The sequence below is a fragment of the Variovorax guangxiensis genome (genome assembly GCF_003952165.1).
Lineage (GTDB): Bacteria > Pseudomonadota > Gammaproteobacteria > Burkholderiales > Burkholderiaceae_C > Variovorax > Variovorax guangxiensis.
Map to the genome: position 1 here is coordinate 248,667 of NZ_RXFT01000003.1, position 19,436 is coordinate 268,102.

The following is a 19,436-nucleotide window of genomic DNA, read 5'->3' on the forward strand; positions in this document are numbered from 1 at the left end:
GCCCTCAGAACAGCGCCGCCTGCGCCGGCTTTGCCGCCGCGGCAGCAGAGCCGGACATCGCCATCGCGTTGGCCGCCGGCCGGTGCCCGTCCGCCACCACGAAGGGCAGAACCTTGCGCGCCGGCACGTGCAGGCGCCGCAGGTCGTCGGCACGCACCCGTCGAACGCGCCGCGCCTGCAGCAGCCGCTCCACGGCCTTCACCCCGAGGCCGGGCACGCGCAGCAGCATCTCGCGCGGGGCGTGGTTCAGGTCGACCGGGAAGCGCTCCGCATGCGCCAGCGCCCAGGCCAGCTTGGGGTCGACGTCCAGCCGCAGCAGGCCGTCGGGCGAGGCCACGATCTCCTGGTGCTCGAAGCCGTAGAAGCGCATGAGCCAGTCGGCCTGGTAGAGCCGGTGCTCGCGCATCAGCGGCGGCGCGGCCAGCGGCAGCGCGCGGGCCGCGTCGGGAATGGGGCTGAAGGCCGAGTAGTACACGCGCCGCAGCTTGTAGGCGCCGTAGAGCGTGGCGCTGGAGGCCAGGATGTGCCGGTCGTCGGTGGCATCGGCGCCCACGATCATCTGCGTGCTCTGGCCGGCGGGCGCGAAGGGCGGCGGCTTCGCGGCGGCCGGCGCGGCGCCCGGCAGCGCACGGATCGGCACCACGCGGCGCGTCTCCTCGCGGGTGTCGTCGATGCGAAGCCGCAGCCGCGCCATCGAGCGGCGGATGGCGCTCTCGTCCTTCTCGGGCGCCAGCGCGCGCAGGCCCTCGGCGGTGGGCAGCTCGACGTTGATGCTGAGCCGGTCGGCATAGCGGCCGGCGCGCGCCAGCAGTTCGTCGCTGGCGTCGGGAATGGTCTTGAGGTGGATGTAGCCGCGGAAGTCGTGCTCCTCGCGCAGCTGGCGCGCGACCTCGACCACCTGCTCCATCGTGTGGTCGGGCGACTTGACGATGCCGCTGGAGAGGAACAGGCCCTCGATGCAATTGCGCCGGTAGAAGTCGAGCGTGAGCTGCACCACCTCCTCGACCCGGAAGCGCGCCCGCGGCACGTTGCTCGATGCGCGGTTCACGCAGTAGAGGCAGTCGTACTGGCAGTGGTTGGTCAGCAGCACCTTCAGCAGCGAGATGCAGCGGCCGTCGGGCGCATAGCTGTGGCAGATGCCGGCGCCCTCGGTGGAGCCGATGCCGCGCCCGCCGAGCGAGTCGCGCGGCTGGGAGCCGCTCGACGCGCAGGAGGCGTCGTACTTGGCGGCGTCGGCCAGGATGGCGAGTTTGCGCTGGATTTCCATGGGGTCGGTCGGATACTGTATGAATATACAGTTTTAAGCTGATTGTGTCCTGCCCCTGGCGTGCGGTTTTCCGGCCGCGCGACGCCGGCGATGGCTGGTTTTTCAGCCGCCGATTTGCGGGAAAACCGCAGGTCTTCCGAAAAAACTCCAATGGAATCAGTCACTTGGGTTTGACGGCCTGCGTGGCACATGCGTTGCTATCCATGCGGCACACCCGACAGAGGATGGAGACACGCCAATGACCGACCTGCCCGCACTCGCCGCCGCGCCGCCACCGCCGGCCGGCCTCCCACTCACCACCTCGCACTGACGCGCCGCGCGTCGCGCTTCGATCCGGCCCGCGCCGGGTCGCGCCGCCGCATGGCCGTGCCGGCCAGGGGGAGCCGCTTTTCCCCTATCGCTTGTTCAACCAGAACCACAACGGAGACAGAGAAGATGATCAGAACCCAGAAGAAGAGCACCCGCCTTCGCCCGCCCCCCGTGCGCATCGGCACGCTGCTGGCCGTGCTGGCGCTCACCGCCTGCGGCGGCGGCAGCGGCGGAGGTGGAGGCGGCTTCAGCTTCATTCCGCCCGCGGCCGGCGGAGGCGGAGGCGGTGGCGGGGGAGGAGGTGGCGGCACCACGCCCACCGACCCGTCCGGCCCCGGCAACCCGCCGCCGGTCGATGCCACGCTGCGCATCGGCGTGCTGTCCTCGTCGCCGCAGCTGGTGACCGGCGACGACGCGCTGGTCGAGCTGGAGCTGCTGCGCGAGAAGGCCGACGGCGGCCTCGCGGTGTCGGTCGACGGGCGGGACGTGACGGCGGCGTTCTCGCGCGACCCCGCCAGCGGCCGCCTGATGGGCAAGGTCACGGGGCTCAAGCTGGGCTCCAACGAGCTGGTCGCGAGCTACGGCGGCTACAGCGCGAAGCTGCAGCTGACGGCCTACCCGATCACCGGCCCGGTGATCTCCGGCCCGCACGAGGAGCCCTTCGTGTGCGGCTACGCCACCTTCACCCGCATGGGCGGCCAGGTGCTCAAGCCGCTGGACGACGGCAAGTGCTCGGTGGAGACGCGCGTCGACTACTACTACCGCACCACCGCCGGCAGCAACGTGCGCTTCGTGCCGGAATCGATCACCACCTACCCGGCCAACATGGCCTGGCTCACCATCAACGGCAAGCAGGTGCCTTACGTGGTGCGGCTGGAAAGCGGCACCATCAACCGCGGGCTGTACCAGTCGGCGATCCTGCACGACGTGCTCAACGAGCCCGCGCCCTCGCCCACCTCGCGCCCGGCCGGCTGGAACGGCACGCTGCTCTACCCGCTGGGCGGCGGCTGCCAGGGCGGCTGGTTCCAGCAGGGCAACGACTTCGCCACGCTCATCAACCCGACCTACCAGAGCCGCGGCTTCGCCGTGACCACCTCCACGCTCAACGTCTTCGGCACCAACTGCAACGACCAGCTTTCCTCGGAAACCATCGCGATGGTGAAGGAGCGCTTCATCGAGAACTTCGGCGTGCCCGCCCACACCATCGGCACCGGCGGCTCGGGCGGCTCCTACCAGAGCCACCAGACCAGCGACAACTACCCCGGCCTCTTCGACGGCGTGGTGGTGAGCCAGGTGTTCGCCGACGTCACCTCCTCCACCATCTTCAAGCTGCACGACTCGCGCGTGCTCAACAACTACTTCAACGACCCTGCCACCGCGGCGCTGGCCTACACCACGGCCGAGAAGCAGGCGATCTCGGGCTACCTGCAGATCGGCAACATCCCCAACATGAGCAACAGCGCGGGTCGCCTGGACCCCACTGTTTCGTTCCCCGCAGGCGTGCCCACCGAGCAGCGCTACAACGCGCTGACCAACCCCACGGGCGCACGCGCGACGGTGTTCGACCACACGGTGAACGTCTACGGCAAGACCGAGGCCGAGGGCTTCGCGCTGCGCCCGATCGACAACGTGGGCATCCAGTACGGCCTGAACGCGCTCAACGAGGGCAAGCTCGGCATCGAGAAGTTCCTCGACCTGAACGAGCGCGTGGGCGGAGTCGACCGCGACATGAAGCGCACCGCCGCGCGCACCGTGGGCGACACCGACGCGCTGCGCCGGGCCTACCAGTCGGGCCGCATCGTCAACGGCGCGGGCGGGCTCGCCTCCACCGCCATCATCGACCTGCGCGACTACAACGACGGCGCCACCGGCGGCGACATCCACACCAAGATCCACTCGTTCTCGATGCGCGAGCGCCTGCGCCGCGCCAACGGCAACATCGACAACCACGTGATGTGGACCATGGGCGGCGGCAGCGCGGCCGCCTTCGACGAGATGGTGAAGTGGCTCAGCGCGGTGAAGGCCGACACCTCCGAGCGCACCAAGGCTCGGAAGATCGCCGCCAACCGCCCGGCCGACCTGCAGGACGCCTGCTGGAACGCGGGCCTGAAGTACACCGAGGAGCAGACCGCCTTCGGCACCGGCGCGTGCAACACCTTCTACCCGGCCGGCACCACGCCGCGCATGGCAGCGGGCGGCCCGCTCACCGACGACATCGCCAAGTGCCAGCTGAAGCCGCTAAACCCGTCGGACTACAGCGTGAGCTTCAACCCTACGCAATGGGCGCGCCTGAGCGCCGCCTTCCCCGAGGGCGTGTGCGACTGGACCAAGCCCGGCGTCGGCCAGCAGCCGCTCGCCGGCACCTGGCTGTCGTTCGGGCCGTCGCCCGTGAACCTGCTTTTCGACATCACGAAGAAGCTGATGTCGAGCTTCCTGTAAGCCAAGCCGCGGGCGGCCTGCACGCGCGACCGCACATGCAGGCCCGCCCGCCTTTTCCCCTGGAGTGAACCTTGAAAGCATCCATGAAGAAGACCCCCGTGTCCGCCTTCCATTTCGCCCTGACGCTGGCCTTCGGCCTCGCTGCAGCCACCGGCGCGCACGCGCAGGACTTTCCCGCCGGCAAGCCCATCACCATCGTCGTGCCCTTCGCGGCCGGCGGCCCCACCGACCGGGTGGCGCGCGACCTGGCCGAGGCCATGCGCAAGCCGCTGGACGGCACCAGCATCGTGATCGACAACGCCGCCGGTGCCGGCAGCACCATCGGCAACGCCAAGGTGGCGCGCGCCAGGCCCGACGGCTACACGCTGCTGCTCACCCACGTGGGCATGGCCACCACGCCGGTGCTCTACCGCAAGCTGCCCTACGACTACGAGACCGACTTCGAGTACCTGGGCATGATCAACGACGTGCCCATGACCGTCATCGGCAAGCCCCAGCTGGAGGCCGGCAGTTTCAAGGAACTGCGCGAGTGGATCGCGAAGAACCCCGGCAAGACCAACCTCGGCAACGCGGGCATCGGCTCGGCCTCGCACCTGTGCGGGCTGCTGCTGCAAAGCGAGCTCAAGGCCGAGATGACCACCGTGCCCTACAAGGGCACTGCCCCCGCCATTGCCGACCTGCTCGGCGGGCAGATCGACCTGCTGTGCGACCAGACCACCAACACCACTTCGCAGATCGAGGCCAGGAAGGTCAAGGCCTACGGCGTGACCACGCTCAAGCGGCTGGGCACGCCCGCCTTGAAGGACCTGCCCACGCTGGACGAGTCGGGGCTGAAGAACTTCCAGGTGACCATCTGGCACGGCCTTTACGCGCCCAAGGGCACGCCCGCGCCGGTGCTCAGGAAGCTCAACGACGCGCTCAAGGTCGCGCTGAAGGACCCCGACTTCATCAGGAAGGAGGAAGGCCTGGGCGCGGTGGTGGTGGCCGACCGGCGCGTCGAGCCGGCCGAGCACAGGAAGTTCGTGCAGCAGGAGGTGGCGCGCTTCGGCCCGGTCATCAAGGCTGCCGGCGTGTACGCCGACTGAGGCACGCACATGGTGCGACGCATCGGCGACAGCGAGGGTAATTCCGCCTCGGCGCGGCAGGGAGTGCTGCATACCATCAGGGCCCTTTGCTGCCCGACGGCGGACTCCCGCTTCCCGCTCCCGTGTCGTCACTGCTCCTATCGGCCGGCCGCGCCGTGCTGAAGCTTTCCGCGCCTTACCGGGCCGGCTTTGCCGGATCGCCCGACGACCTGCGCGACAAGGCCGTGCTGGCGCGCTTCCACGGCGACGCCCCCACCCTCGCGGCTGGGGCGCCGCCTCTCGCACGCTGGCGCCTGTGGGCCGCCGTCTGCGTGTGGCTGTGCCTCATCGCGGCCGGCGGCGCGCTGGCCTACCTGCTGGGCGAGCGCGCGGGCATCCGCTCGCTGCAGCAGGGCACGCTGCACCGGCTCGACATCTACGCCACCAGCCTGCGCAGCGAGCTCAGCCGCTACGAATACCTGCCGCAGGTGGTGTCGCTGAGCCCCGACGTGCTCGACCTGCTGCGCAAGCCCCGCGACGCAGGCCAGCAGCTGGACGCCAACGTCTACCTCGAGACCGTCAACGCGCACGCCCAGGCCTCGGCCATCTACGTGATGGACGAGACCGGCCTCACGCTGGCCGCCAGCAACTGGAACCAGCCGGGCAGCTTCGTGGACATGAACTTCTCCTACCGCCCCTACTTCCAGGACGCGCTGCGCGGCGTGCCGGGGCGCTTCTACGGCATCGGCACGGTCAGCCGCGAGCCGGGCTACTACTTCTCCTTCGGCATCATCGACGGCGCGCGCCGGCTGGGCGTGGCGACGGTGAAGGTCAACCTCGACAAGCTCGACGCGGCCTGGTCGCATTCGGCCGACCGCGTGTTCGCCATCGACGGCAACGGCGTGGTGTTCCTCTCGTCCGACCCCGGCTGGAAATTCCGCGCGCTGCGCCCGCTGTCGAGCGAGACGCTCCGGCAGCTCGCGCAGACGCGCCAGTACACCGAGGCCGGCGCGCTCACGCCCATCGACATGCGCGAGCACCGGCCGCTGTCGGGCGGCGAAGGCACCGTAGTGCAGCTGCGCGCGAACGAGGAGGCGCCGCAGCGCCCCGGCGCCACGCCTTTCGGCCCCGACTACCTGCTCGACAGCCGCCCGGTCGACGGCACCGACTGGAAGCTCATCATGCTGTCGGACATGAAGCCGGCGCACGCGCTCGCCCGCACCAGCGCGCTGGCCACGATGTTCGCGCTGGTGTTTCTCACGCTGCTGGTGATGTACCTGCAGCAGCGCCGGCGCATCGTGCACCAGCGGCTGGCAGCGCGCGAGGCGCTGCAGGGCGCCTACGACGAGCTGGAGCACAAGGTCGAGCTGCGCACCGAGGCGCTGAGCGAGGCCAACCAGCACCTGCAGACCGAGATCGCCGAGCGCAAGCGCGCCGAGGAGATGCTGAAGAACACGCTCGACGACCTGGTGCAGACCGGCAAGATGGCCGTGCTGGGCCAGATGTCGGCCGGCATCACGCACGAGCTCAACCAGCCGCTGGCCGCGCTGCGCACGCTCTCGGCCAACGCGGTGGTGTTCCTGGAGCGCGGGCAGTCCGAGCAGGTCGACCTGAACCTGCGCACCATCTGCGAGCTGACCGACCGCATGGGCCAGATCACCGCGCAACTCAAGAAATTCGCGCGCCGCTCGGCGGTGGAGCTGCAGTCGGTGGCGCTGGCCGACGTGATCGCCGATGCGCTCTTCCTGCTGGGCCAGCGCATCCGCCAGGAGCGCATCGAGCTCGAGCAGTTCATCGAACCGGGCCTCTTCGCGCGCTGCGAGGGCAACCGGCTCGAGCAGGTGCTGGTGAACCTGCTGGTCAACGCCTTCGACGCGGTCGCGGCCGCCGGTGCCAGCCCGCGCCGCGTGCGCATCGTGGCGCGCCGCAGCGCCGAGGGCGTGGCGCTGGAGGTGCACGACAACGGCACCGGCATCGCGCCCGAGGTGATGCCGCGCCTCTTCGAGCCCTTCTTCACCACCAAGGAACAGGGCCTGGGCCTGGGCCTGGGGCTGGCCATCTCGGCCGGCATCGTGCGCGACTTCGGCGGGCTGCTGCGCGCCGGCGAGGGCGAACTCGGCGGCGCGGCCTTCGTGGTCACGCTGCGCGATGGCGGCACACGCAATGCGGGGAACATTTCATGACTGAACACGAACTCGAGGTTCTCTTCGTCGAGGACGACCCGGCCGTGCGGCTGGGCAGCACGCAGGCGCTGCAGCTGGCGGGGCTGCGCGTGACGGGCTTCGGCTCGGCCGAGCAGGTGCTGCCGCGCGTGGCGCCGGGCTTCGGCGGCGTACTGGTCACCGACGTGAGGCTGCCCGGCATGGACGGGCTGGCGCTGCTGTCGCGAGCGCTGCAGATCGACCCGACGCTGCCCGTCATCCTCGTCACCGGCCACGGCGACATCACCATGGCGGTGCAGGCCATGCGCCTGGGCGCCTACGATTTCCTGGAGAAACCCTTCTCGCCCGACCAGCTCACCGAAGTGGTCCAGCGGGCGCTGGAGAAGCGCGCGCTGAGCCTCGAGGTCGACCAGTTGCGCCGCAAGCTTGCGGGCTACGAGTCGATCGAGGCGCGGCTGATCGGGCGCTCCTCTGCCATGCAGCGGCTTCGCCGGCTGGTGCTGGACGTGGCCAGCTCCGACGCCGACGTGCTGATCCTCGGCGAGACCGGCACCGGCAAGGAGCTGGTGGCGCGCTGCCTGCACGACTGCGGGCGCCGGCGCGAGGGCAACTTCGCGGCCATCAACTGCGGCGGCATGCCCGAGGCGCTGTTCGAGAGCGAGATGTTCGGCCACGAGGCCGGCGCCTTCACCGGCGCGGCGCGCAGGCGCATCGGCAAGATCGAACATGCGCGCGGCGGCACGCTGTTCCTCGACGAGATCGAGACCATGCCGATGACCCTGCAGGTCAAGATGCTGCGCGCCCTGCAGGAGCGGCAGTTCGAGCGGCTGGGCTCCAACGAGCTGCGCCCGATGGACAGCCGCGTGGTCGCCGCCACCAAGGCCGACCTGCTGCAGGCCGCGCAGGCGCAGAAGTTCCGCGACGACCTCTACTACCGCCTCAGCGTGGTGGTGCTGCACCTGCCGCCGCTGCGCGAGCGGCGCGAGGACATCCCGCTGCTGTTCACCCACTTCGCGATGCAGGCGGCGCTGCGCCACGGGCGCGAGCAGCCCGCCGTCGCGCCGCGCCACCTGCAGGCGCTGATGGCGCATGCCTGGCCCGGCAACGTGCGCGAGCTGCGCAACATCGCCGACCGCTTCGTGCTCGGGCTGTGGGACGGCGAAGAGGGCTTCCGCAGCCTCGCGCAGGAACCGCGCTCGCTCGACGAGCAGATGGCGCAGTTCGAGCGCTACCTGATCCGCGAGGCGCTGGAGGCCTGCAACGGCAGCGCCGCCGCCGCGGCCGAACGCCTGGGCGTGCCGCGCAAGACGCTGTACGACAAGATGCGACGGCTCGGCCCACTGGACGCGGCCCCGTCCGACGAGACGATGGCCCCTGCCCCGCCACGGCGCGCGTTGCGCAGCGCCTGAACCTTGGCTAGGCTCGCGGTCAGATGACCGAAGCCGCCACGACCGCCCCACAGCCTGATCCATCCGCCGCATCGGCCCTGCCGCTGGCCACGAGCCTCGCCGAAGGCGGCCTGGCCGCCAGGTTCAACACCCCCGAGGGCGTACCGGCCTTCGCGGTGCGCTGGCAGGGCGCGGTGCACGCCTACCTCAACCAGTGCCCGCATGCCGGCGGGCCGCTCGACTTCGAGGGCCAGGTGCTGGAGAGTTCAGGCCGCTTCCTGATGTGCGCGCGGCACGGCGCCATCTTCGAGCCCGACACCGGCAAGTGCGTCGGCGGCCCGTGCCGGGGCGCGCGGCTCACGCCGGTGGCCGTGCACGAGAAGGCCGACGGCAGCGTTTGGCCCGGCGCGGGCGGCTGAAAGCAAGCCAGGACAAGACAACAACCATCCAGGAGCAACGACATGCGCAACTGCAACACCCGATTTCGCACTCTCCCGCATGCGGCCCTGCCGGCCGCGGCGCTCGCGCTGGCCGGCCTGCTGGCGGGCTGCGCGGGCATGTCCTCGCCGGTGGGCAAGGGCTCCACGGGCATGAAGGTCAGCTCCAGCGCCTTCGCGGACGGCGGCACGATTCCGGCCGAGCACGCGGGCGTTGGCGACTGCGGCGGCAAGAACATCTCGCCGCCGGTGGCCTGGAGCAACCTGCCGGCCAAGACGAAGTCGGTCGCGGTGCTGGTGTTCGACCCGGACGGGGCGGCCGGCCTGGGCGTTTCGCACTGGGTGGCCTACAACATCGCGGCCGAGCGCGGCGAGCTCAAGGCGGGCGAAGGGGCCGCGGGTTCGAACTTCGACTTCACCATGGGCCCGAACGTGGCCGGCACGCCCTCCTACCGCGGCATGTGCCCGCCGGCGGGCGACCGGCCGCACCACTACGTCATGACAGTGATCGCCACCGAGCTCGCGCCGGGCAGCCTGCCCGCCGGCCTGGGCCGCGACGCGCTGCTGGCCGCGCTCAAGGGCCGTGCGCTCGGCGGCCAGAGCGTGGTGGGCCTCTACAGCCGCTGAGCCGGGTTGGCCGCAGTTAATAATTAAGACCTCCTCACGCCAGCCCGCCAGCATTGGCTGCAGCCGCTTCCACGAAAGCTTCATCGATGGCCCTGCCCGCCGCCACCTCCGGCTCCACGCCGGTTTCGCCTTCCGCCGCCGGCGACCTCGACGCCATGTTCGACCTGGCGCCGGTCTCCCTCTGGATCGAGGACTACGGCGACCTCAAGCGCAAGCTCGATGGCTGGCGCGCCGAGGGCATCACCGACCTGGTGGCGCACCTGCAGGCCGAACCGCAGCGGATCAGCGACTGCATGGCGCTGCTGAAGGTGCTGCGGGTCAACCAGCACACGCTGAAGCTCTTCGGCGCCGACAGCGAGCAGACCCTGCTGGGCGCGCTCGACCGCGTGTTCCGCGGCGACATGTCGGCCACCGTGGTGCACGAGCTCGACCAGCTCTGGCGCGGCCAGCTCAGCTTCGAGAGCGAAACGGTCAACTACGCGCTCGACGGCCGCCGGCTCGACGTGCGCGTGCGCGCCCGCGTGCTGCCGGGCTACGAAGACAGCTGGAGCCGCGTGCTCGTGGCGCTCGACGACGTCACCGAGCGCGTGGCCGCGCAGCGCCTGCGCGACGAGAGCGCGATGTACGCGCGCAGCCTGTTCGACCGCTCGCCGGTGTCGCTGTGGGTGGAAGACTTCAGCGCGGTGCGCTCGCTGATGGAGACGCTGCGCTCGCGCGGCATCACCGACTTCGCCACCTTCATTAAGGTGCACCCCGACTTCGTCACGCGCTGCATGCAGGAGATCCGCGTCATCGACGTCAACCACGAAACGCTGCGCATGTTCGGCGCGCCCGACCTGCAGACGCTGCTGGGCAACCTGCCGCGCATCTTCCGCGACGAGATGCGCGAATCATTCGCCGAGCAGCTGCAGGACCTCTGGAACGGCAAGACCGTGCAGCACCGCGAAGTGCTCAACTACTCGCTGTCGGGCGAAGTGCTCAACATCCACATGCAGTTCGCGGTGCAGGACGACCGGCTCGACACCTGGGACCTGGTGCTGGTCTCGCTGGTCGACATCACCGCGCGCAAGAAGGCCGAGGCGTATCTCGAATACCTCGGCAAGCACGACGTGCTCACGCAGCTGTGCAACCGCACCTACTACACCGAGGAGCTCAACCGCCTCTCGCGCAAGGGCCCGTGGCCGGTGTCGATCGTGGCCATCGACCTCAACGGCCTGAAGCAGGTCAACGACCAGGAAGGCCACGCCGCCGGCGACACCCTGCTGCGCCGCATGGGCGAGGTGCTCGACAAGGCCGTCGACCTGCCCGCCTGGCCCGCGCGCATCGGCGGCGACGAGTTCGCGGTGCTGCTGCCCATGACCGACGAACGCGGCGCCGAAGCGATGCGCGAGCGCATCCTCACGCTGCTGGAAATGAACAACCAGTTCCACGCCGGCCAGAGCGGCCACGCGCTGAGCCTGGCCATCGGCCTCGCGACCTGCCACGGCGACGAGCCACTGGAAGCCGCGCTGCAGCGGGCCGACCGGGCGATGTACGAGGACAAGTCGCGGTATTACCAGACCACACAGGCCGACCGGCGAGCCTCGTAGCCAAGTCCTGCAAATTCGCCGTGCTTCCCTTCTTCCGCAAACACCCTGTAAAGCTGCATCTCAGCGAGGTGCGAGTCCTGCCACGCAAGGACTTCCTGCGTCATCTGGAAGGCGGCTTCTTCGGTAAAACGCCAGACAACCGGCTCGCCGCCGAATTGAAGGACGTCTTCGCTTACCCGCCCGCTGCCAATGTGTCTGTGCCGGGCGATCAGGACGTTGCGATCGATGTGGCCGTCGAAGGCCATAGTCGTGGCGGATGGGGCGACTTCTCGGGCGGCGATCTTGCTTTTCCCATCGTCTGGCGACCGAAGGTCCGCATCAGTGCGCGGGTCTACAACATGAAAAGTGGACAAAGCCGGACGCTCCTTCGTGTCGTGGAACGGATGAGCTGGAACGAGTACTTCTCGCTGCTCGGCAGTTGGCGGGTGCAACTCGGCTTGGGAGCACCTGCGAACCAGCAGCGAATGCTGAAACTGGTGCAGACGGCCGGGCACAAGCTCAAGTCGAAGATCGAGGCCAAGCTCCTCTGAAGTCCTTCACTCCGCCCCCCTCACCCGCTCCAGCACGAAATCGATGAAGGTCCGGATCGCCCGCGTGTGCTGGCGGTTGGGCATGTAGAGCATGAACATCTGCGTGCCGAAGATCGAGAGGCGCCAGTCGTCGAGCGTGGTCACCACGTCGCCGCGGCGCACGTCTTCCTGCACCACGTAGTCGGGCACGAGGCCGATGCCCAGGCCGGCGAGGATGGCCTGGCGCAGGAACAGGAAGTTCTCGGAGATCAGCGTCGGCTCCAGGATCACCTCCCTGCGTGTCTCTCCCTGGTAGGCCGACACGCGCAGCTGCCGGCCGATGACGGCGGCCGTGACCACCGGCGCGCCCTGCAGCGCGTCGAGCTGCACCGGCAGCGGGTTCTTCGCGGCGTATTCGGTGGAAGCGCAGGCCACGTAGCGCACCGGCCCCATCGCGCGCGCCACCAGGTTCTGCGGGGGCTCGGGAATCACGCGGATGGCGATGTCGACTTCGTCGCGCAGCAGGTCCTCGATGCGGTTCTCGAACACCACGTCGAGCACGATGCCGGGGTACTGGCGCTTGAAGTCGATCAGCCAGTCGGCCATGACCAGCTGTCCGTAGCCGCTGGGCACGCTCAGCCGCACGCGGCCCTGCAGGCCCTGGCCCAGCGTGGTGACGGATTCACGCGCCGCCAGCAGCTCGGCCTGGATGGCGATGCCGTGCTGGTACAGGCGCAGGCCGATCTCGGTCGGCTCGGCGCGCCGGGTGGTGCGCCGCACGAGCTGCGCGCCCACCGAGCGCTCGAGCTGGTTCAGGTGGTAGCTGACGTTGGCGCGGGTCATCTTGAGCCGCCGCGCGGCCGCGCTCAGGTTGCCGGCGTCGAGGATTTCCACCAACAGGGTGAGCGACTGGAGGTCCATGGGCCGATTGTGTCAAAAATGCTTTGACAGTCTGTCAACCGGCTATGCAATTGTCAAAGCAGGGATACCGGCCAAGAATGCTTGGTTCATCCCAGAGCCTCGGACCCGCACGGTCCGCAACGCGAGAGACAAGCAGCACATGGCCACCAACGACACCTCCAGCCCCTCCACGTCCACCGGTCCCGTCACCTTCGAGCGTCAAGGCGACGTGTTCGTGGTGACCATCGACAACCCGCCCGTCAACGCCCTGGGCGTGGACGTGCGCCGCGGCCTCGTGGCCGCCATCGACGCGGCCGAGGCCGACGGCGCGGCCAAGGCGGTGCTGATCGTCGGCGCGGGCCGCAACTTCATCGCGGGTGCCGACATCCGCGAGTTCGGCAAGACGCCGCAGCCGCCCTCGCTGCCCGAGGCCTGCCTGAAGATCGAGAACTGCACCAAGCCGGTGGTCGCGGCCATCCACGGCGCCGCGCTCGGCGGTGGGCTGGAAGTGGCCCTGTCGGCGCACTACCGCATCGCCTCGCCGACCGCCAAGCTGGGCCTGCCCGAAGTGGCGCTGGGCCTCCTGCCCGGCTCGGGCGGCACGCAGCGCGCGCCGCGCCTCATCGGCGTGAAGCCCGCCATCGAACTCATGCTCAGCGGCCGCCATGCGGGCGCGAAGGAAGCGCTGTCGCTCGGCCTCGTCGACCGCCTCGCCACCGAAGCCGACGCGCGCGCCGAAGGCCTCGCCTACGCGAATGAACTGATCGCCGCCAACGCCCCCGTGCGCCGCACCCGCGACGCCGGCGCGCTGGCCGACAAGGAAGCCGCCCGCGCCGCCCTCGAAGCCGCGCGCGCCGACACCGCGAAGAAGAGCCGCGGCCTGTTCTCGCCGATGAAGATCGTCGAGGCCGTCGAAGCCGCGCTCACGCTGCCCTTCGACGAAGGCATGGCGCTGGAGCGCAAGCTGTTCCTGCAGTGCATCGACAGCCCGCAGCGCGCCGGCCTGATCCACGCCTTCTTCGCCGAGCGCGAAGTGCTGAAGGCGCCCGAGACCAAGTCGGCCAGCCCGCGCGCGCTGGAGTCGGCCGGCATCGTCGGCGGCGGCACCATGGGCGCGGGCATTGCGGTGGCGATGCTCGACGCGGGCATGCCCGTCACCATGATCGAGCGCGACGACACGCAGCTCGCGCGCGGCCGCGCCAACGTCGAGAAGGTGTACGACGGCCTCATCGCCAAGGGCCGCATGACGCCCGAGGCCAAGGGCAGCGTCATGGCGCGCTTCTCGGGCTCCACCAGCTACGACGCGCTCGCCAACGTCGACATCGTGGTGGAAGCCGTGTTCGAGGACATGGCCGTGAAGAAGGCCGTGTTCGCCGAGCTCGACCGCGTGTGCAAGCGCGGCGCGGTGCTGGCCACCAACACCTCGTACCTCGACATCGACGAGATCGCCGCCAGCATCTCGCGCCCGCAGGACGTGGTGGGCCTGCACTTCTTCTCGCCCGCCAACATCATGAAGCTGCTGGAGATCGTGGTGCCCGCCAAGGTGAGCGCCGACGTGGTCGCCACCGGCTTCGAGCTCGCGAAGAAGCTCAAGAAGGTGCCGGTGCGCGCCGGCGTATGCGACGGCTTCATCGGCAACCGCATCCTCGCCGTGTACCGCCAGGCCGCCGACCACATGATGGAAGACGGCGCATCGCCCTACGACATCGACGCCGCCGTGCGCAACTTCGGCTACCCGATGGGCCCCTTCCAGGTGTCGGACCTCGCGGGCGGCGACATCGGCTGGGCCACGCGCAAGCGCAAGGCCGCCACGCGCGACCCGAAGGCGCGCTACGTGCAGATCGCCGACCGCATCTGCGAGCGCGGCTGGTTCGGCCAGAAGACGCAGCGCGGCTACTACCTCTACCCCGAAGGTGCCCGCACCGGCCAGCCCGACCCCGAGGTGCTGGCCACCATCGACGCCGAGCGCGAGCGCGCCGGCATCAAGCCGCGCGCCTTCACGGAAGAAGAAATCATGCGCCGCTACATGGCCGCGATGATCAACGAGGGCGCCAACGTCGTGCTGCAGCGCATCGCGCTGCGCCCGCTCGACGTGGACGTGACCTTCCTCTACGGCTACGGCTTCCCGCGCCACCGCGGCGGCCCGATGAAGTACGCCGACACCGTGGGCCTGCCCAAGGTGCTGGCGGACATCCAGGAGTTCGCGAAGGAAGACCCGGTCTTCTGGAAGCCCTCGCCGCTGCTGGTGCAGCTGGTCGAGCGCGGCGCCGACTTCGCGAGCCTCAACCAATCCGAGTAATCACAGACAGAGCCAGCCGTCCAGGAGACACCCCCATGCGTGAAGCCGTCATCGTTTCCACCGCCCGCACCCCGCTCACCAAGGCGCACCGCGGCGAATTCAACATCACCCCCGGCCCCACGCTGGCGGCCTTCGCCGTGAAGGCGGCGGTGGAGCGCTCGGGCCTCGATGCGGCGCAGATCGAGGACGCCATCCTCGGCTGCGGTTACCCCGAGGGCACCACCGGCCGCAACATCGCGCGCCAGGCCATCATCCGCGCGGGCCTGCCGATCTCCATCGCCGGCACCACGGTCAACCGCTTCTGCGCCTCGGGCCTGCAGGCCATCGCCATGGCCGCGGGCCGCATCGTGGTGGACGGCGCGCCGGCCATGATCGCGGGCGGCGTCGAAAGCATCTCGCAGATCCGCAGCCGCAGCGCCACCGACAGCGGCGACAGCGGCATGGACCCGTGGATCGTCGAGCACAAGCCCGAGCTGTACATGGCGATGATCGAGACCGCCGACATCGTCGCCAAGCGCTACAACATCAGCCGCGAGGCGCAGGACCGCTTCTCGGCAGAGAGCCAGCGCCGCACCGAAGAAGCGCAGATCGCCGGCCGCTACAAGGACGAGATCGTCGCCTGCACCACCACCATGGCCGTCACCGACAAGGAGACGAAGGAAGTCACCTACCGCGAAGTGACCGCCACCGAAGACAACTGCAACCGCCGCGGCACCACCTACGAGGCGCTGGCCAAGCTCAAGCCCGTGATGGGCGAGGACAAGTTCATCACCGCCGGCAACGCCTCGCAGCTGTCGGACGGCGCATCGGCCTGCGTGCTGATGGAGGCAAAGGAAGCCGAGCGCGCCAACATCAAGCCGCTGGGCGCCTTCCGCGGCCTCGCGGTGGCCGGCTGCGAGCCCGACGAGATGGGCATCGGCCCGGTGTTCGCGGTGCCCAAGCTGCTCGCGCGCCACGGCCTCAAGGTGCAGGACATCGGCCTGTGGGAGCTCAACGAGGCCTTCGCCTCGCAGTCGATCTACTGCCAGGACAAGCTGGGCATTCCCACGGAGCTGCTCAACGTGAACGGCGGCGCGATCTCCATCGGCCACCCCTTCGGCATGACCGGCGCGCGCCTGGCTGGCCACGTGCTCATCGAAGGCAAGCGCCGCGGCGCGAAGTACGCGGTGGTCACGATGTGCATCGCCGGCGGCATGGGCGCCGCCGGTCTCTTTGAAATCTACTGAAGAGGAGCCAGCGATGGACCTGAACTTCACCCCCGAAGAAGAAGCCTTCCGCAGCGAGGTGCGCGCCTTCCTGGCCGCGAAGCTGCCGGTGCGGCTGTCCGAGAAAGTGCGCAGCGGCAAGATCCTCGAGAAGGCCGACATGCAGGAATGGCACGCCATCCTCAACGAGCGCGGCTGGCTCGCCAACCACTGGCCCGAGCAGTACGGCGGCCCGGGCTGGACGGCGGTGGAGAAGTTCATCTTCGAGAACGAATGCGCACTGGCCTTCGCGCCGCGCATCGTGCCCTTCGGCGTGAACATGCTCGGCCCGGTGCTCATCAAGTACGGCAACGAGGCGCAGAAGAAGCACTGGCTGCCACGCATCCTCAATGGCGCCGACTGGTGGTGCCAGGGCTATTCGGAACCCGGCGCGGGCTCCGACCTTGCTGCGGTGAAGACCACCGCCGTGCGCGGCATCGACGCGCAGGGTGACCACTTCATCGTGAACGGCCAGAAGACCTGGACCACGCTGGGCCAGCACGCCAACATGATCTTCTGCCTGGTGCGCACCAACCGCGAGGCGAAGAAGCAGGAAGGCATCAGCTTCCTGCTGATCGACATGACCTTGCCCGGCGTGGAAGTGCGCCCGATCATCACGCTCGACGGCGAGCACGAGGTCAACGAGGTGTTCTTCTCCGACGTGCGCGTGCCCGCCGAAAACCTCGTGGGCGAGGAGAACAAGGGCTGGACCTGCGCCAAGTACCTGCTGACCTACGAGCGCACCAACATCGCGGGCGTGGGCTTCTCGGTGGCCGCGCTCGAACAGCTCAAGGGCATCGCGGCCACGCAGACCAAGAACGGCAAGCCGCTGGCGGAAGACCCTGCCTTCGCCGCGCGCATGGCACGGGTGGAGATCGACCTGGAGAACATGAAGACCACCAACCTGCGCGTGATCGCGGCTGTGGCAGGCGGCGGCGTGCCGGGCGCTGAAAGCTCGATGCTGAAGATCCGCGGCACCGAGATCCGCCAGGAGATTTCTTCTCTGGCCCGCCGCGCGATGGGTGTCTATGGCCGCCCCTTCATCGCGGAAGCACTGAAGGACGGCTACACCGGAGAGACCTTCGGCCCCGATTACGCATCGGCCGCCGCCTCGCGCTACTTCAACAACCGCAAGCTGTCCATCTTCGGCGGCTCCAATGAGATCCAGAAAAACATCATCTCCAAGATGATCCTCGGCCTGTAAAGGAGACATGCAATGAACTTCGAACACACCGAAGACCGGCGCATGCTCGCCGACAGCCTGAACCGCTTCATCAGCGAGCAGTACGCCTTCGACGCGCGCGACCGCATCGCGAAGTCGGAGCACGGCTTCAGCAAGGAAATCTTCCAGCAGTTCGCAGAGCTGGGCGTGATCGGTGCCCTCTTCAGCGAGGCCGATGGCGGCTTCGGCGGCGGCGGCTTCGACATCGCCGTGGTCTTCGAGGCGCTGGGCCGCGGCCTCGTGGTCGAGCCGCTGCTGGGCGCGGTGATGGTCGGCGAGGCGATCAGCGCCGCCGGCAGCGACCCGCAGAAGGAAAAGCTCGGCGACATCATCAACGGCGCCATCGTCGCGGCCTTCGCGCACGACGAGGCCGACACACACTATGAGCGCACCCGCGTGCAGACCAAGGCCGAGCGCAATGGCGACGGCTGGGTGCTGCACGGCACCAAGGCTGTCGTGCCGCAAGGCGAGCAGGCCGACCTGTTCCTCGTCTCGGCCCGCACCTCGGGCAACGTGGACGACGAAGCGGGCATCTCGCTCTTTCTCGTGCCCGCGAAGACGGCCGGCCTCACGGTGCGCGGCTGCCCCGCCATCGACGGCGGCCGCGTCGCCGAACTCTCCTTCGACGGCGTGAAGCTGGGCGCCGACGCGCTGCTGGGCGCCGAAGGCCAGGGCCATGACACGCTGGAGCGCGCCATCGGCCGCGGCGTGCTCGCGCTGTGCGCCGAGGCGCTGGGCGCGATGGAAGCCTCCAAGACCGCGACGCTCGACTACCTGCGCACGCGCAAGCAGTTCGGCACGCTGATCGGCAGCTTCCAGGCGCTGCAGCACCGCATGGCCGACCTGCTGCTCGAAATCGAACAGGCCCGCTCGGCCGTCATCAACGCGGCAGCCGCCATCGACACCGGCGACCGCCTGACGCGCGAGCGCGCGCTGTCGGCCGCCAAGTTCAGCATCGGCCGCATCGGCGCGCTGGTGGCGCAAGAGAGCATCCAGATGCACGGCGGCATCGGCATGACATGGGAGCTGCCGCTGCCCCACTACGCCAAGCGCCTCGTGATGATCGACCACCAGCTGGGCGATGAAGACCATCACCTGCAGCGCTACATCGCCTTGGGCAAAGAAGCAGGCAAGGAGGTAGCGCAATGAGCGACAACAAGACGATCCTGATCTCGCAGGAGGGTGCGGTCCGCATCCTCACCAACAGCAACCCCGCCTCGCGCAACGCGATCACGCCGACGCTGTACGCCGAGCTGTCGGCCGCGCTGGCCGACGCGCAGAACGCCCCCGAGGTCGGCGCCATCGTCTTCACCGGCGCGGGCGACTTCTTCTGCTCGGGCGGTGACCTCAACCTGCTGGCCAAGCGCCGCGAGCTGCCGGCATCGGAACGCCGCCAGATCCTCGAAGGCCTCAACAACCTGATCCGCGCGCTGCGCGACTGCAGCAAGCCGGTGATCGCGGCCGTCGAGGGCGGCGCCGCGGGCGCGGGCCTGTCGATGGCGCTGGCCTGCGACATGCTGGTGTCGGCGCGCGACGCGTTCTTCACCGTGGCCTACGTCAAGGTCGGCCTCACGCCCGACGGCGGCGCCACGGCCTTCCTCTCGGAGTTCGTCTCGCGCCAGGTGCTCACCGAGATGTGCCTCACCGGCGACCGCATGCCGGCCGAGCGCCTGCACGCCCTGGGCGCGGTCAACCGCCTCACCGACAAGGGCGCCGCGCTGGCCGAGGCCATCGCGCTCGCCGCCAAGGTGGCGAACGGGCCGCAGCGCGCCAGCGCCCGCATCAAGACACTGTGCCGCCAGGCGCACCGCGTCACGCTGGAACAGCAGCTCGACGCCGAGGCCGTGTTCATGGTCGAGTCGCAGGCGGATGCCGAGGCGGCCGAAGGCATCGGCGCCTTCCTCGGCAAGCGCAAGGCCGACTTCGCGGCGCTGCGCCGCCAGAAGCCGAGCGCGTCCTGACGCGGGCTGCGAACTCCGC

At 69.4% G+C, this 19,436-nt stretch carries 15 protein-coding genes; 13 read left to right on the forward strand and 2 right to left on the reverse strand.

Annotation, left to right across the window (positions count from 1 at the left end; genetic code table 11):
- Positions 1 to 4 precede the first annotated feature (4 nt).
- Positions 5 to 1,267, reverse strand: a complete 1,263-nt coding sequence (locus EJP67_RS09640; protein ID WP_126021489.1) for a putative DNA modification/repair radical SAM protein — start codon at positions 1,265 to 1,267, stop codon at positions 5 to 7.
- 435 nt (positions 1,268 to 1,702) lie between these two features.
- On the opposite strand from EJP67_RS09640, the gene EJP67_RS09650 reads away from it, so the two are divergent.
- The 8 genes from EJP67_RS09650 to EJP67_RS09685 all read left to right on the forward strand — a co-directional run bounded on the left by EJP67_RS09650 (position 1,703) and on the right by EJP67_RS09685 (position 11,812).
- Positions 1,703 to 4,015, forward strand: coding sequence for a DUF6351 family protein (locus tag EJP67_RS09650; RefSeq protein WP_206169474.1), 2,313 nt, complete (start codon positions 1,703 to 1,705; stop codon positions 4,013 to 4,015).
- Between the two features lie 83 nt (positions 4,016 to 4,098).
- Positions 4,099 to 5,100, forward strand: a complete 1,002-nt coding sequence (locus EJP67_RS09655) for a tripartite tricarboxylate transporter substrate-binding protein (protein ID WP_126021491.1) — start codon at positions 4,099 to 4,101, stop codon at positions 5,098 to 5,100.
- Between the two features lie 122 nt (positions 5,101 to 5,222).
- Entirely contained in the window at positions 5,223 to 7,262 is a 2,040-nt protein-coding gene (locus tag EJP67_RS09660; protein ID WP_126021492.1) for a sensor histidine kinase, read from the forward strand.
- Positions 7,259 to 8,650 (forward strand): sigma-54-dependent transcriptional regulator, encoded by a 1,392-nt coding sequence (locus tag EJP67_RS09665; protein ID WP_126021493.1) that lies wholly within the window; start codon positions 7,259 to 7,261, stop codon positions 8,648 to 8,650. Before EJP67_RS09660 ends, EJP67_RS09665 begins: the two co-directional genes overlap by 4 nt.
- Before the next feature lie 23 nt (positions 8,651 to 8,673).
- On the forward strand, positions 8,674 to 9,048 hold the full coding sequence (locus tag EJP67_RS09670; RefSeq protein ID WP_126021494.1) for a Rieske (2Fe-2S) protein: 375 nt from the start codon (positions 8,674 to 8,676) through the stop codon (positions 9,046 to 9,048).
- Between the two features lie 42 nt (positions 9,049 to 9,090).
- The gene (locus EJP67_RS09675) at positions 9,091 to 9,693 is read left to right on the forward strand and encodes a YbhB/YbcL family Raf kinase inhibitor-like protein (RefSeq protein ID WP_126021495.1); all 603 of its coding nucleotides are present in this window, start codon (positions 9,091 to 9,093) and stop codon (positions 9,691 to 9,693) included.
- Between the two features lie 86 nt (positions 9,694 to 9,779).
- Positions 9,780 to 11,282 (forward strand): sensor domain-containing diguanylate cyclase, encoded by a 1,503-nt coding sequence (locus tag EJP67_RS09680; protein WP_206169475.1) that lies wholly within the window; start codon positions 9,780 to 9,782, stop codon positions 11,280 to 11,282.
- 20 nt (positions 11,283 to 11,302) lie between these two features.
- Positions 11,303 to 11,812: a hypothetical protein gene (locus EJP67_RS09685; RefSeq protein WP_126021496.1), complete on the forward strand. Its 510-nt coding sequence runs from the start codon at positions 11,303 to 11,305 to the stop codon at positions 11,810 to 11,812.
- A gap of 6 nt (positions 11,813 to 11,818) precedes the next feature.
- On the opposite strand, the gene EJP67_RS09690 is transcribed toward EJP67_RS09685, so the two are convergent.
- Positions 11,819 to 12,712 (reverse strand): LysR family transcriptional regulator, encoded by an 894-nt coding sequence (locus EJP67_RS09690; protein ID WP_126021497.1) that lies wholly within the window; start codon positions 12,710 to 12,712, stop codon positions 11,819 to 11,821.
- A 139-nt stretch (positions 12,713 to 12,851) separates the two neighbouring features.
- Between EJP67_RS09690 and EJP67_RS09695 the strand changes: the two genes are divergently transcribed.
- The 5 genes from EJP67_RS09695 to EJP67_RS09715 are packed head-to-tail and all read left to right on the forward strand — an operon-like array spanning position 12,852 to position 19,417.
- Positions 12,852 to 14,990, forward strand: a complete 2,139-nt coding sequence (locus tag EJP67_RS09695; RefSeq protein ID WP_126021498.1) for a 3-hydroxyacyl-CoA dehydrogenase NAD-binding domain-containing protein — start codon at positions 12,852 to 12,854, stop codon at positions 14,988 to 14,990.
- A 35-nt stretch (positions 14,991 to 15,025) separates the two neighbouring features.
- Positions 15,026 to 16,216, forward strand: a complete 1,191-nt coding sequence (locus EJP67_RS09700; RefSeq protein ID WP_126021499.1) for an acetyl-CoA C-acyltransferase — start codon at positions 15,026 to 15,028, stop codon at positions 16,214 to 16,216.
- A gap of 13 nt (positions 16,217 to 16,229) precedes the next feature.
- Positions 16,230 to 17,438: an acyl-CoA dehydrogenase family protein gene (locus tag EJP67_RS09705; RefSeq protein ID WP_126021500.1), complete on the forward strand. Its 1,209-nt coding sequence runs from the start codon at positions 16,230 to 16,232 to the stop codon at positions 17,436 to 17,438.
- Between the two features lie 12 nt (positions 17,439 to 17,450).
- Positions 17,451 to 18,605, forward strand: coding sequence for an acyl-CoA dehydrogenase family protein (locus tag EJP67_RS09710; protein WP_126021501.1), 1,155 nt, complete (start codon positions 17,451 to 17,453; stop codon positions 18,603 to 18,605).
- Positions 18,602 to 19,417 (forward strand): oxepin-CoA hydrolase, alternative type, encoded by an 816-nt coding sequence (locus EJP67_RS09715; protein WP_126021502.1) that lies wholly within the window; start codon positions 18,602 to 18,604, stop codon positions 19,415 to 19,417. The genes EJP67_RS09710 and EJP67_RS09715 overlap by 4 nt, the downstream gene beginning before the upstream one ends.
- The last annotated feature ends 19 nt before the right edge of the window (positions 19,418 to 19,436 follow it).